Source organism: Paenibacillus sp. RUD330 (assembly GCF_002243345.2).
In the GTDB taxonomy this organism is placed as follows: domain Bacteria; phylum Bacillota; class Bacilli; order Paenibacillales; family Paenibacillaceae; genus Paenibacillus_O.
Window position 1 is genome coordinate 4039408 of record NZ_CP022655.2, and the last position, 13831, is coordinate 4053238.

Consider the following 13831-nt stretch of genomic DNA (forward strand, 5'->3'; position numbering starts at 1 on the left):
CATACATCATGAACGGTAAAGGACCTAATACCTATTCCTTCCAAACGGATCTCATCATTGATGCGGTTACCCGGGACCTTGCCGAGGCCAGGCTCAGGCAGCTGCTGCAGTCGGCAGGGATAAGCAGCTACAAGATCGGCAAGAGCTCCCTCGTCGGCGCTTCGTTCCCCGAGGAAGACATTCCATCCGGGATGATGCAGGCCGGCTCCGGAGCGCCCGAGGCCGCACAGCCTTCCAGCGGCTCCGAATCCTCCGGCGTCACGTCCACCCTGGTGCATCATATGGAACAAAAAACTCTCGTCCGGCTCAGCATCAACAAAGGCAAAGGCGTCCGCATGAGCATTCCGGGAAGAATCCTCAACATCGAGGGCGATCTCATCACTGTCTATCATGTCGACGAGAAGCAGGTCTACACGTTCCTGCTCCAGGAAATCGACGACTTCAGCTAACAGGCCGGCAAGGACGGCGGGCCGCATGCTCTGCCCGCCGCTCTTCCTGTTTTTGCAAATGCGGCGGCACCTCCAAGGTGCCGCCGCATTTTTTTGCTTAAAAGACCTCGATCCGCGGACGGTTGCCCGTTCTCAAGAACGGCCCCTTGCGCTCCATGCGGCCCAGGCGGTCAGCGCCCAGCCGGCGATGAAGCAGAGTCCTCCGAGCGGCGTGATGGCTCCGAGCCAGGTGACTCCGCTCATGCTCAGCACGTACAGGCTTCCCGAGAAGAGGAAGATGCCGGCATTGATGAGCCGGCCGCCGTTGCGCAAGGCCCGGATCTCTCCCAGACGGCTGGCGGCGAAGGCGATGAGGATAAGGGCAATGGCATGATACATCTGATAACGGACGCCGGTCTCGAATACGTCCAGCATGTCGCTCGTAAGGCGGTCCTTGAGCCCATGGGCGCCGAACGCTCCGAGCGCGACGGAGATCAGGGCGTGGACCGAGCCGTAGGCGATATAACGGGGAAACATGATGCGGCTTCACCTCTTCTTGCAAGCACTTGATCCGGCTTGCGGATGTTCCTATTATACCATATCCCCTTCAAGGCTCGTCCAGCGCCGGCAGACGCCTGACCCCGGCGCCGGCATTCGGTAATGAATCCCCTCCCCATGAATATACTTGGAGAACAGGTCCTACAGGCTCTGAAATACACATAGTGGGGTGAGCGGCTATGACGGAACCGCTGTCCATCGTCTCCCGCGAGGATTGGTCCCTGCATCGCAAAGGCTATCAGGACCAGACCCGCCATCAGCAGAAGGTGCGCGAGGCCATCAAGCAAAATCTGAAAGATATCGTCACCGACGAGAGCATCATCCTCTCGAATGGGCGCGAAACCGTCAAGGTGCCGGTAAAAAGCATCGACGAGTACCGCTTCGTCTACAATCACAACAAGCAGCAGCATGTCGGACAAGGAGACGGGGACTCCCAGGTGGGCGACGTTCTCGGCGTGGACCCTTCCGCAGCCAAGGGCAAAGGCAAGGGCCAAGGGGCCGGCGATCAGGCCGGAGAGGATTACTTCGAGACCGAGGTCACCATGGATGAGCTGGAGGATCTGCTGTTCGAGGAGCTGGAGCTGCCGAGGCTGGAGCAGAAGCAGAAGGAGAACGTCCAAGCCGCCGACATCGTGTTTCAGGATATCCGCAAAAAAGGCATCATGAGCAACATCGACAAGAAGCGGACGCTGCTCGAGAATCTTCGGCGCAACGCCAACGCGGGACGCCAAGGCATCGGTGGGATCACCCCGGAGGATCTGCGCTACAAAACGTGGCAGGAGGTCATGAAGCCCCACTCCAACGCCGTCGTGCTCGCCCTCATGGATACATCCGGAAGCATGGGCTCGTTCGAGAAATACTGCGCCCGCAGCTTCTTCTTCTGGATGACCAAGTTCCTGCGCCGCAAATACGAGCATGTCGAGATCGTATTCGTCGCCCACCACACGGAAGCGAAGGAAGTGACCGAGGAGGAGTTCTTCACCCGCGGCGAGAGCGGCGGCACGATCTGCTCGTCCGCCTATCAGAAGGCGCTCGACATCATCGACAGCCGCTACCCTTCCGCCAATTGGAATATCTACCCGTTCCACTTCTCCGACGGCGACAACCTGACCTCCGACAATGAGAAATGCATCAAGCTGATCGACGAGCTGATGAAGCGGTCCAACCTGTTCGGCTATGGCGAGGTCAACCAGTACAACCGGAGCAGCACCCTGATGTCCGCCTACAAGCATATCCAGGACAAGAAATTCCTGTTCTCCGTCATCCGCGACAAAAGCGAGGTCTACGATGCCCTCAAGCGGTTCTTCGCGAAGCCGGCAGGCTGAAGCCCGGCAGGCCGGCTCGAGGCGTTCATGCCATCGGCCGCTTCGCGGCGCCATGCCGTTGGCTGCCTCGCGGCGCCATGCCGTCGCCCAACTTGCGGCATCATGCATTTGCCGCCTCGCGGCGCCATGCCATCTTGCTGCCTCGCGGCGCGCTCACGCTATAGGCCGTCTCTTGGCGGCAGGCATTCGCCGCCTCGAGACGTGCCAAAAGGGCTGCGCCCCGCCGGACCTCGTGTGGTCCGGCGGTCGGCACAGCCCTTTGCCTGCGGCAGGACGCCTCCCGGCATCCCGCCCTTCATGCCGCTGCTCGCGTTATACGAACCAGACTCGGCTGACGATGACAAGCAGAATGAACAGGACAAGAATGATGCTTGTGCTGGTCCATCCGGCTCCTCCGGCATACGACATGGCTTTCAACTCCTTTTGCGACCGTATGGTTCAATCTATGCGGTACACGGCGCGCGCGATTGGACGAGTGCCTCCGGCGCGATGAATAATCTTGCTGAAACCGAGGTGAGACGACATGAAATGGAGCGGACAGGCGAAGGAAACGGCAGACCGGCTCCGGGTAGAGCTCCTGGAGCGGCAAAGTCCCGACGGCGCATGGCGGCTGTGCTGCGAGAGCGGCGTCATGAGCGATGCTTTTTTGCTCATCCTGCTGCAGGCGATGGATTGGATGGAGGAACATCGGGAGCTGGCTCGGCGGATCGCGCAGCGCATCGCCGTGCTTCAGGAGAACGGCGGAGGCTGGAAGCTGCATGAGGATCAGAAGGAAGGCCATCTGGAGTCGACTGTGGAAGCCTATTACGCGCTGCTCGCATCCGGCTACTACGAATACGGCGATCCTCGGATGGTCAACGCCCGCCGCTTCATTCTCGCTCGAGGCGGGCTTGGAGAAGTACGGACGATGATGACCCAGGTGCTGCTCTGCATGACCGGCCAGCTGGATTGGCCGCGGGTTTTGCGCATTCCGGTCGAGACGCTGCTCGCCCCGTCCTGGCTGCCGCTCAGCCTGTTCGATCTGTCCGGCCATGCCCGCGTCCATCTCGTGCCGGTGCTCATGCTGGCCTCCGGCAGCTTCAAGCTGGGCGAAGGACGGCTGCCCAATCTCTCGGAGCTCGTGGCCGGAGAGAGCAGAAGCTTCCTGAAGCCCCCCGCTCTTCCGGGACCGCTCGCCGGCATGGCCGAGGCGCTCGCCGCGGGCCATTCCCCTCTCTACCCGGCGTCGCTGGACAAGGGAGAAAAATTCATGCTCGAACGGATAGAGCCGAACGGCACTCTGCTCACCTATTCGACCGCCACCATCCTCATGATCGCAGCTCTTGTCTCCATCGGCTACGCGCCGGGCCATGAGGTCATAAGGCGCGGTCTGGAAGGAATCCGGTCGCTCGTATGGGATGATCCGCGGCATGAGATCTCCCATCTGCAGATCGCTTCCTCGACCGTATGGGACACGGCGATGCTGGGCTGCGTGCTGCATGAAAGCGGACTTCCCGGAGACCATGGCGCGCTGCAGCGGGCGGCCGGATATATAGCCTCCCGCCAGCAGACGGCCAAAGGCGACTGGGCCCGCCGCAATCGCCGCACGCCTCCGGGAGGCTGGGGGTTCTCGGATGTGAACACCCGATACCCGGATATCGACGATACGACGGCTTCCCTATCGATGCTCCAACGGATACATGCGGGAGATGCTTTTCCGGATGAAGCCCGGGAGCGAGGAGACCGCTGGGTATGGTCGATGCAGAACAGAAGCGGCGGCTGGCCTGCCTTCGAGCGCGAATCCGGAAGCCCTCTGATCGGGCTGATCCAGTTCGAGCAGGCCTCGCAGATCGTGACCGATCCGCCGACCGTCGATCTGACCGCCCGCACGCTGGTATGGGCAAGCCGCCGGGACGCCCCGGCGCCTTCATGGGTCAGCGCGGCGATCGGCGCCGAGGAAGGCGGAGACGATCCGGACGGCGACGCCGCCGCCCGTGCTGCCGCCTGGATCCTGAAGCAGCAGCAGCGCCCCGGGTGCTGGCCGGGCCGCTGGGGAATCGCCTATGTGCACGGTACCGGCGCAGCGCTCGCCGGCCTTATGGCCATGCGTGCCAAGCGCAGCGCTTCCGCCCTCTACCGCGGCATGAACTGGCTCCTCTCCGTGCAGAATGCGGATGGCGGCTGGGGCGAATCCTGCCTCAGCGATGTCGCCGCAGAATACCGCGCGCTCGGAGCGAGCACGCCCTCGCAAACCGCCTGGGCGCTGGAAGGGTTGATGGCTCATCCCTCCTCGCCCCCCGCCGCCATCGATCGGGGCATCGAATGCCTGATCGAGCTATTGGAGGCGGATGACTGGCGCAGCCGCTATCCGACCGGAGGCGGCTTGCCCGGCCATGTGTACCTGAACTATCATAGCAGCCGGTACATATGGCCGCTGCGGGTGCTGTCCGCTTATGCGGCAAGCGCGTCCTCCGTCCCGGATCGGAGCTGAGCCTCAGGCTTGAGCGCTCGGAGGACCGCTTTAGCTGGCAGATGATTAACCGTCTTGTTCTCCGCGAGCCTAGGCTGGCGAAAATCGATCCTATGCCGCAGCCATGGCAATAAATAGCTAAACCCGGCTCTCTCGGAGCCGGGTTTAGCCGGTGTTTATTTGAAATGCCGTTCCTGCTCCCTCTGCCGCAGTATATCCGATCTCACCTCCATCCCCAGTGCAAGTGGAGGACTTGGTTCGCCCCGAGGGCTGGGGCCGGATGAGCGAATAAGACGGTTTTCTCGGCTCATTCCGGCTTTAAATCCGGTTGAAAGGTCTAGGAAGCGGCTTGCGGAACAATCCTCCGCTTGACTCTATTGCTGCCAGCGTCCCTCGTTGATCGTCCGGATCGTCTCCAGCGGCAGCTTGGGCTGGCGGTCGTACGTCAGCAGGCCGTTGATCTCCTGCTCCACGTCCGTCAGCTGCGTATAGCAATACCCCTGCACGCATCCGGACAGAAGCAGCGGCGAAATGACTGCGTTCAGCCGGGCCGCGAAGTCCTCGTCGTTCTCCGCACCGGAATACCCCCAGCCTTCCCAGTCGCTTTTCTTGTAGGCGATGCCGCCGAACTCCGTCACGAGGATCGGCTGTCCGCGGTACGGGAAGCCTTCCACCGCCAGCACGCGCCCGGCCGGCGTTGCCGAGACGGCGTTGTCCGCCGTGGAATATCTTTTCTCCAGCACTTCCCGGCGCCATTCGTAATCGTGGATATTGAACAAGTCGGTGCTCACCATCTCCCAGCCGTCGTTGGAGATGACCGGACGCGTCGCGTCAAGCGACCTTGTCAGATGGTACATCGCCTGGGCATGCTCCTGCTGACGCTTGTCGACGGCGATGTTCGGCACGCCCCAGCTCTCGTTGAGCGGCACCCAGACGACGACCGACGGATGATTGTAGTCCCTCTCGATGCTCTCCTGCCATTCCTGAGCGAAGCGCCGCACGTACTCCTCCGAGTATTCGTACGCGTTGGCCGCCTCGCCCCATACGAGCAAGCCCAGCTTGTCGCACCAGTACAAATAGCGCGGATCCTCCAGCTTCTGGTGCTTGCGGGCTCCGTTGAAGCCCATCTCCTTGGTCAGCTCGACATCGCGCCGGATCGCCTCGTCGCTCGGCGGCGTAAGGTTGCCGTCCGGGAAATAACCCTGGTCCAGAACCAGCTTCATGAAATAAGGCCGGTTGTTCAGGCACAGCCTGCCGCTCTCGATCGAGATCTTGCGCATTCCGAAGTAGCTCGTCACCTCGTCGAGCAGCTCTTCCTTGTCCAGCAGCCGGAATCGGACGTCGTACAGATGCGGCCGCTCCGGCGACCACCAGCGGCCGAGGCCGTGGTCGTTGAAGTCCGCCAGCGTGATGCTGCGGGCTTCATGCGGGCCGCGCACCGAGAACGTATCGCTGGCAACCGGCTCGCCCTGGAACGAAATGTCCACCTGCAGCGTCAACCCCTCTCTCAGAGGCCCCTGCATCCAGGAGCGGATTTCCACCGTTTGGCGGTCGATATCCGGCGTGAATCTCACCTTGCCCAGCGAGGTCTCGGACACCGCCTCCATCCATACCGTCTGCCAAATGCCGGTCGTGCGGGTGTAGAAGATGCTGGCCGAATCGCTTTTCCAATACTGCTTGCCGCGCGGCAGCGTGACGTCCTTGCTGTAGTCGGCCGCCTTCACGACGAGCCGGCTGCTTCGACCGTCCTTATGCAGGGCATCGGTGATATCCGCGCTGAACGGCGTATGCCCTCCCTCGTGGCGGGCGACGAGAATGCCGTTCACCCAGACCGAGGCGTCGTAGTCGACCGCTCCGAAATGGAGCCGAATCCTCCTGCCTGCCATCGGCTCGGGAAGCTCCAGCTCCCGGCGGTACCAGACGATGTCGTGAAAGTCCGGATCTCCGATGCCGCTCAGCTTGCTTTGGAAGGCGAACGGCACCTGAATGACGCGCTCCAAAGGCGTCTCGCCCTTATGCCACCCTTTTCCCTCTCCTTCTCCGGCGTCGTCGAAGCCGAACTCCCATGGCCCGTTCAGATTGATCCAGTTGTCTCTGGCGAATTGCGGCCTCGGATACTCCGCGCGATGCTGCTCTCCCATAACCATAACCCTCCGCTCCTATTTTGGACCTGCTGCTATCACTGGACAGAATTCATGCGTTCTTTTTCAGACAGAATTCATGCGCTCTTCAACAGACTTCATGGTCCAGCCCTTCAATGGACTTCACGAGCTCTTCAATAAACCTCGCGCTCTTATCGGCCATGGCAAATTGAAGACTCGGCCTCCCGCATCATCCCTGTCTTCCCCGCCGCAAGCCTCATGCCAGCGGGCGATCGCCGCCCGCGCGCATGCTGTCCCTATATTCTTTGGGCGAGACGCCGAGCCGGCTTTTGAATACCCGGTTGAAATGCCGCACATGGGCGAATCCGGTCTCCTCGGCGATCGCATTGATCTTCTCGTTGGTGAAGGCGAGCTTGCGCTGGGCCTCTCTCGTGCGGACGCGGGTCAGCTGCTCGATGAAGGTGACGCCCGTCCGCTGCTTGAACAGATTGCTGAAGTAAGCCGGGTTCAAAAACACCTCGTCCGCGACGTCCTTCAGCGTCAGCGCCTCCCGGAAGTTCGCCTCGATGTAGCGGCTGGCCGCCGCGATCGGATCCCGGTCCTGCTGCTCCCTCGACTGCTGGATCGCCTCCGCAAGCCGGCACAGCAGCTCCTCCAGCCGCTCCGCCAGCTCCTGCCGGGAGGTGATGGCGCAAATCTCGACGAGCATCCTGCCGATATCCGAGCGGTCCAGCCAGGCGCCCGCCGCCCCGAGCTCCTCCGCCAGCTCGTAGTAGCGGATCAGCAGCTTGCACAGCTGCTGGTGGATGCTCTCCGGCGTGCGGGCCGTGCCGCACAGCTCGTCGATCCACTGCCGCGCCATGGCCGCGATGATTCCGCGCCGGCCTTCCATGACCGCCTTCTCCAGGCTGTCGGCGGAACGCTTCGCGGCCTCGTCGTCCGGCCGGCTGCTCCCGGCGACCGCGGCGTAGTCCAGCACGCTGTCGCCCCCGACGATGAGCCGGTGCAGCAGCGCGATCTCGGCTTCGCCGTACGCCTTCGGAATGCCGGCCAGCCCCTCTGCAGGCCGTCCGACCCCGATCGTCACCGTCAGCCGCGACAGGGAAGAGATCTGCCTGCGGATCATGTCCGCCAGCGAATCCGAACGGCTGGGCAGCGGCTCGGGCCGCTCCAGATTGATGAGCGCGACCACCTTGGAGTCCGACAGCACGAAGCTGAGCCCCTTGGCGTGCCGGTCCAGCATTTCCTGCACGAACTGCTGGATGTACAGCTGGAACAGCGAAGCGTCGCCGCTCCGGTAGCGCTCCTCTCCGACCGACTGCTTGTCGAGCTTGATGACCATGCAGACGAAGTACGGATGCGGGAGCGCGATGCCCATCTGCTCCAGCAGCCGCAGCTCGCTCTCGTCCACCCTGCCCGACAGCAGCGATTCGGCCAGATGCTCCGTCATATGGCGCCGCACCGCCGGCTGCGCATCCCAGCCCGCCTCCGAACGCGCGGACTTCCGGCGCCGCTCCACCTCCGCCTTGAGCCTCTCCAGCACCTGAGACAGCTCCTCGCGCTCGACCGGCTTCATCAGATAGTCCATCGCCCCCTGGCGCATCGACTGCTGGACGTAGGCAAAGTCGTCGTAGCCGCTGACGACGACGGTCAGCAGCTCCTGGCGCCGGCTGCCCGCCATCTGCTGCAGCTGAATGCCGTCCATGCGAGGCATGCGGATATCCGTCAGCAGGACATCGGGAGCGAGCTCCTCGATTTTGTCAAGCGCTTCGTAGCCGTCGCAGGCTTCGCCGACGATCTCCCAGCTCTCGTCGAGGCCGGCGATCATCTTGCGGAGCCCCCTGCGGAAGATCGACTCGTCATCGACAATCAATAGTTTCGGCATTTACCCGATCTCCTCCAATCTGGCGCCTGCATGATGGAGCAGCGGAAACCGGAGCACGACCTTGAAGCCCTGATAGGGCATGCTCTCCAAGGTCAGGCCGTATTCCTCGCCATAGTGCAGCACGATCCGCCGGTGGACGTTGAGCAGGCCGTTGCCCGACTGCCCGCCGAGCTCCCTGGTGCTCTGCAGATGGGCTCGAAGCGCCTCCAGCGCCTCCGCGTTCATGCCGATTCCGTCATCGGCCACCGTAATCTCCAGCACCTGCCCCGCCGCCTCCGCCGTCAGCGCGATCCGTCCTTGGCCCGCGCCCTTGTCCAGGGCATGGTTGATCGCGTTCTCCACGAGCGGCTGAATGATGAGCGGGATGGCCTCGCAGTCCAGCAGCGAGGGATCGGCTTCCATCGTGAACTTGATCCGCTCCTCGTAGCGCATCTGCTGAATCTTCATGTACCCGGAGACATGGTCGAGCTCGTCCTTCAGCGTCACCCGCTCCTTGCGTCCGCTCAGGCTGTAGCGCAGGAGACGGCTCAGATTGTTCGACATCGTGATGATTTCGCGGCTGCCCTCCATCTCCGCATACATGCTGATCGACCCGAGCGTGTTGTAGAGAAAATGCGGGTTGATCTTGCTCTGCAAAGCCGCAATCTGGGCATCCTTCTCGCGGATCTCGGTCTCGTAGAGCAGGTAGCCGAGCTCGCTCAGCTTGGCGACCATCTCGTTGAAGGAGCGGCCGAGCGCACCGATCTCGTCCCGCCCCTCCGCATGGAAGCTCTGGCCGAGCTCTCCCCGCTCGACGTTCCGCATGAGACGGCTCAGCTTGCGCAGCGGCCGGGTGATTCGGTAAGCGATGAACACGTACAGCAGCAGCGCAAGTCCGACGCTCGTAGCGCCGATGCCGATGATGAACGTCCGCAGCGTATCCGTATCCTTCATCAGGCTCGCCACCGGCACGATGCCGACCGTCGTCCAGCCGGTCACCTCCGAGGTGAAATGCGAGACCAGCAGCCCTCGTCCGTCATTGCGGACATGGCTGACGCCTTCCCCGGTTCGGCCGAGGTACAGCCCGGGCGCCATCTCTCTTCCCCCGTCGTCCTTGCGGATGACGAGGTTGCCGGACCGGTCGGCGATGTAGAGCGACTCCTCCGGGTCCAGCTTCACCTTGGACAGAATCTCGCGGATGAACTTCGGATCCACGTCGATTACGATATAGCCGAGCGACTGGCCGCTGTCGAAGCTGCGCAGCTCGCGGGCGATCGAGAACGCCTGGTACACATTGCCGCCGGTCGACCGGACGTCATGGGTCGCGATGAACACCGGCTCGCCGTATTGGCCCTTGAACCGGTCCAGCCACTCCGCGCTTTCGTCCAGCTTGTAGGTCGTCACGTACTGGCTCTCCGGAAGGACGACGTACGACGCTCCGCCCTGGCCGTAGAGGGAAACGCCGAGAATGTCGACGCGCCCGTTCAGGAACACCTGGGTGACGAAGCTGTTCAGCTCGTTGATCTCCTCCAGCGACAGCGCCTGTCCCGGAGCCCGCTTCGACTCCAGATAAGCCGTCACCTTGGGATACTGGTAAGGCATCACCGTCAGGCGGTTGAGCTCGTTCATATAGGTGTCGATATTCAGCGTCATCTGCTTCAGCGTCTGGAGCTGATAATCGCCCACCTTGCCTTCCGTCGTAGCGGAGAAGCGGGAGAAGGCGAGATACCCCATCAGGCCAAGCGGCAGCACGATGAAAACGACATTGATGAGAATCAGCTTGCGCGCCAGCTCCAGATTGCGGAACCAATTGCCGAATGCCTTCAAATTCCTTGCTCCCCTTCCGCCGCGATGCCTACTTGCCCAGCTGAGAATCCACGCTCGCCGCCGCCCGCTCCAGCGCCTGCGCCGGAGTCTGCTGACGGTAGATCATCTTCTCCCACTCGGATATCAGCTTCTCGATCATCGTCCACTGCTTGACATGACGAGGCCAGTAGACGACGTAGTTGGCGGTAGCCGCATAGTCGCTGCGGAACTTGAGCGCCGAGAACGCTTCGCCCGCCACGACCTTCTTGGAGCTCGGGACATGCCCGGCCTCCGCCCACATGACGCCGTTGTCGACCGCCCACTTGGCGAACGTCAGCGCGGCTTTCCGCTTCTCCGGCGACAGGCCGGCCTTGGCAGGCAGAGCCAGCGTATGCGTGTCTCCCCATACCGCAGGATGATCGTATATGACGGGAAAAGGAATGACCCCGAGCTCCAGGCCCTCGGCCTTCTCGAATGCTCCGGTGCCCCACATGCCGGTGATCAGCGCCGCCGCTTCTCCGTCGTGGAACATCTTGAAGGCATCGTTGATGCCGGGAGGAACAAGCTCCCGCTTGTAGAGGCTGTCCACGAACTCCAGCGCGCGCAGCGAATCGGAGTTGTCGAAGACGGCCTTCGTCCCGTCCGCACTGAAAAACCGGCCGCCGCCGTCGATCTGGTTGTACAGGCTCCACCACAGCCAGACGGAATCGATCCTCGTGCTCGGCAGCGCAAGCGGAGCGATGCCGGAGGGAACGCGCTCCTTGATCCGCTCCAGGAAGCTCGCGAAGCCCTTCTCTCCAGGCTCCAGAACCGGCTTGCCCTCCGCATCGAGAAGCCCGGCCTGCCGCAGGAACTTCTTGTTGTAGTAGAGCACCAAGGCATGCGTATCGAGCGGAACCGCGTAATGGCTGCCGCCGTACAGAGTCGATTCCGCGATATTCGCATTGAACATGCTCCAGTCCAGCCCCGTCTCCGCGGCCGGCTCGTCCAGCTTCTCGATGTAACCGTTCTGGACGAATTGCGGCAGGTTCGTCGCATGGACAATGGCCAGATCCGGCGCGTTGCCGGCCAGGATGGCGGTCCGAAGGCGCGAGTAATAGTCGTCCAGCCGGGAATTGATCTGCTCGACCCGGATGTCCTCATGCTCCGCGTTGAACTTCTCGACGAGCTCCGTCATGAAAATATTGTCCCCGCCGCTGAAGGGGGTCCAATACTCCAGCACGACCGGCTGGACGGGATCCGGCAGCTTCTCGGCCGGCTTCTCTCCGGAGCAGCCCGCGGCGGCCGCCGCCGCGATGGAAGCGCCCAGCAGCAGCGCGATCCGCCTTTTCGTCATATTCCCATATCCGATCACACTGTCCCGACTGCTCCTGTTGCTTCGGCTGCCTGTCATGCTGCATGCTCCTCCGTCTCGCGCTGGTCTTCAAGTGGAATGAACCGGCGGCATCCTTCCCGGCATCGTTCCGGATCCTGCCGCCTGTGAACGTTCCTATTCGGACCGCTGTCCCGGGAAGGCCCGTCAGCCGGGCCTTCTCCATATATCCACATAATCTATAATGAAGCTTCCTCGGCTGTCAAAGAGAACAAGCTCGTTCTCCCCGGCCTTCAGCTCCAGCTCCGCCTCGTACACGCCTGCCGCATTGCGCTCCTGCGGCTTCAGCTTTACGGCCGACCCGCGTCCCCCGTTCGCGGCAAGCGACAGCTCCGCGCCGTCCGCAGGATTCAGGACGCTCACCGATACCGTGTACTTTCCGCCGCGAGGCACGCTCACATGGCTGAACCGCAGGAAGTCGCCCTCGCCGTACAATCCGGCGGCAGCGCCCCTGGAGGCATACGGATTCTCTTCCTCGGCCGCAGCGCCTCCGAACGCCGCCCACTCGGCTTCATAGCGGGGGATTTCTACGGCAAGCACCTCCACGCCGCTTCCCGCCGCTTCCACCGCCAGCTCGTTCATTCCTTCGCGCAATCCAACCCGTCCATAGACGTAGCCGATGCTGTCCGCAGCCGTCGGCGCCAGCTTCAGCTCCGCCGGTTCTCCCGCATCGGCGGTTCCGATGCGCGCGGCAGCCTCGCTTCCTCCGGCATTCCGGTAATGGACCAGCACCGGAGCGCCGGCTTCCACCGTCGACGGAATGGCTCCGAAGCTGAGCCGGTCTCCGTCCCGGACCGCGTCCTTCGCCTGGAAGACTCCCATTCCCGCAGGCATCCGGATCGGCGTCTCCAGCGCCTGCGGCTTGCCGAAGAGCGGCAGTCCGTTCTTGTCCCATTCCACCCGCGCAGCCCGCGCCTTGCGGTTGTTCCAGCCGTCGGCCGGGCCGGAGGTGGCATGGTAGACAAGCCATGTCTCGCTTCCGTCCGGCGAGGGGACGAAGGAATTATGGCCGGGTCCGTAGACGCCCGCCTCCTCGTCCATGGCGAGCAGCGGCTCCTGCGCCTTGGTCCAGTCGGAAGGCTCCAGAGGATTGCCGCCCGGCTTCAGCGCAAGCAGCCCGAGGCTGTAGAGCGGCGTCCAGCTGCCCGCTCCCGAATACACGATGAAGACGCGGCCATCCTTGTACAGCAGCGACTGGCCTTCGTTGATATAAGGGGGTCCGCCGCCCCTTTCCCAGTCCAGCTCCGGCCGGCTCAGCAGCACCCGGGGCCCGCTGATCGTCCACGGATCGCTCATCGGCGCGATATACGTGTTCTGGGCCTCGTTCACGTCGCCTTCCCATCCCGACCAGACGAAGTAGAGCTTGCCCTCATGCTCCATCGCCAGCCCGTCGATCGCCCATTTGCCGGCATCGTCCTCGAGCTGCCCCTTCAAAACATAGCCGCCCATGGGATCGTCGCCCTCTCCTTCCAGCACATACATCCGGTGGTTGGCGTTGTCTCCGTCGTCGGCGGCGAAGTAGATGTACCACTTCCCTTGCAGATGCTGGATCTCCGGCGCCCACAGATTCGCCGAATAAGCCGTTTCCGCCGGCGGATACCAGACGACCTTGCGCTCGGCGGAGCGGAAATCCAGCGTCCGGGATTTCATGACCATGATGTCGGCTCCGTTATGCGTGAACGTCATATAGTAGAAGCCGTTTCGATAGACCACGCTCGGGTCCGGCGTATCGATCTCGGCGAGCGTGTTCTTGAACATGCCTCCATGCCCATTATACGAAAGCGTTTTCCCGTCGTCTCCCTGCTGCTGCATCCAATAGATTCCTCCTGCGATCAGCACCAGAAGCACTCCCGCCGCTAGCAGGAAAGCTCTTTTGCCTCGTATTGACATCGGTTGTCTCCTTGCTCTCATGTTGTCCGGCCCGAAG

Annotated in this window: 10 protein-coding genes; 3 read left to right on the forward strand and 7 right to left on the reverse strand. The window is 62.5% G+C overall.

All coding sequences use genetic code 11. The annotated features are described in order from the left end of the window. Window positions 1-8 precede the first annotated feature (8 nt). Window positions 9-449, forward strand: coding sequence for a hypothetical protein (locus tag CIC07_RS18480; protein ID WP_076353958.1), 441 nt, complete (start codon window positions 9-11; stop codon window positions 447-449). Between the two features lie 132 nt (window positions 450-581). Here CIC07_RS18480 and CIC07_RS18485 read toward each other — a convergent pair whose 3' ends face one another. Further along, window positions 582-965, reverse strand: coding sequence for a DUF423 domain-containing protein (locus tag CIC07_RS18485; RefSeq protein ID WP_076353956.1), 384 nt, complete (start codon window positions 963-965; stop codon window positions 582-584). Between the two features lie 200 nt (window positions 966-1165). Between CIC07_RS18485 and yhbH the strand changes: the two genes are divergently transcribed. Beyond that, window positions 1166-2311 (forward strand): sporulation protein YhbH, encoded by a 1146-nt coding sequence (gene yhbH, locus CIC07_RS18490; protein ID WP_021879980.1) that lies wholly within the window; start codon window positions 1166-1168, stop codon window positions 2309-2311. A 312-nt stretch (window positions 2312-2623) separates the two neighbouring features. Here the strand turns inward: yhbH and CIC07_RS25220 are convergent, their stop codons facing one another. Continuing rightward, window positions 2624-2719, reverse strand: coding sequence for a dihydroorotate dehydrogenase (locus tag CIC07_RS25220; protein WP_200801143.1), 96 nt, complete (start codon window positions 2717-2719; stop codon window positions 2624-2626). A 115-nt stretch (window positions 2720-2834) separates the two neighbouring features. Here CIC07_RS25220 and CIC07_RS18495 point away from each other — a divergent pair, with 115 nt between their 5' ends. Next, on the forward strand, window positions 2835-4781 hold the full coding sequence (locus CIC07_RS18495; RefSeq protein ID WP_076353954.1) for a prenyltransferase/squalene oxidase repeat-containing protein: 1947 nt from the start codon (window positions 2835-2837) through the stop codon (window positions 4779-4781). Window positions 4782-5134: 353 nt separating this feature from the next. Here CIC07_RS18495 and CIC07_RS18500 read toward each other — a convergent pair whose 3' ends face one another. From CIC07_RS18500 to CIC07_RS18520, 5 genes are all read right to left on the reverse strand, one after another. Further along, entirely contained in the window at window positions 5135-6901 is a 1767-nt protein-coding gene (locus CIC07_RS18500) for a glycoside hydrolase family 2 protein (protein ID WP_076353952.1), read from the reverse strand. A gap of 217 nt (window positions 6902-7118) precedes the next feature. After that, on the reverse strand, window positions 7119-8747 hold the full coding sequence (locus CIC07_RS18505) for a response regulator (RefSeq protein WP_076353950.1): 1629 nt from the start codon (window positions 8745-8747) through the stop codon (window positions 7119-7121). Next, complete coding sequence (locus CIC07_RS18510; protein WP_076353948.1) at window positions 8748-10553, reverse strand: cache domain-containing sensor histidine kinase; 1806 nt, start codon at window positions 10551-10553, stop codon at window positions 8748-8750. It lies immediately after the preceding gene. Window positions 10554-10581: 28 nt separating this feature from the next. After that, window positions 10582-11868 carry an ABC transporter substrate-binding protein gene (locus CIC07_RS18515; protein WP_076356770.1) on the reverse strand — a complete coding sequence of 429 codons (1287 nt, stop codon included), beginning with the start codon at window positions 11866-11868 and terminating at the stop codon, window positions 10582-10584. A 183-nt stretch (window positions 11869-12051) separates the two neighbouring features. Continuing rightward, window positions 12052-13794, reverse strand: coding sequence for a family 43 glycosylhydrolase (locus CIC07_RS18520; protein WP_076353946.1), 1743 nt, complete (start codon window positions 13792-13794; stop codon window positions 12052-12054). Between the last annotated feature and the right edge of the window lie 37 nt (window positions 13795-13831).

What these genes read in the sequence shown, in the direction of transcription:
- CIC07_RS18520 (WP_076353946.1), bottom strand. Translation starts at nt 13,794, where the DNA reads ATGTCAATACGAGGCAAAAGAGCTTTCCTGCTAGCGGCGGGAGTGCTT.
- CIC07_RS18515 (WP_076356770.1), bottom strand. Translation starts at nt 11,868, where the DNA reads ATGACGAAAAGGCGGATCGCGCTGCTGCTGGGCGCTTCCATCGCGGCG.
- CIC07_RS25220 (WP_200801143.1), bottom strand. Translation starts at nt 2,719, where the DNA reads ATGTCGTATGCCGGAGGAGCCGGATGGACCAGCACAAGCATCATTCTT.
- CIC07_RS18485 (WP_076353956.1), bottom strand. Translation starts at nt 965, where the DNA reads ATGTTTCCCCGTTATATCGCCTACGGCTCGGTCCACGCCCTGATCTCC.
- CIC07_RS18500 (WP_076353952.1), bottom strand. Translation starts at nt 6,901, where the DNA reads ATGGGAGAGCAGCATCGCGCGGAGTATCCGAGGCCGCAATTCGCCAGA.
- CIC07_RS18505 (WP_076353950.1), bottom strand. Translation starts at nt 8,747, where the DNA reads ATGCCGAAACTATTGATTGTCGATGACGAGTCGATCTTCCGCAGGGGG.
- yhbH (WP_021879980.1), top strand. Translation starts at nt 1,166, where the DNA reads ATGACGGAACCGCTGTCCATCGTCTCCCGCGAGGATTGGTCCCTGCAT.
- CIC07_RS18495 (WP_076353954.1), top strand. Translation starts at nt 2,835, where the DNA reads ATGAAATGGAGCGGACAGGCGAAGGAAACGGCAGACCGGCTCCGGGTA.
- CIC07_RS18480 (WP_076353958.1), top strand. Translation starts at nt 9, where the DNA reads ATGAACGGTAAAGGACCTAATACCTATTCCTTCCAAACGGATCTCATC.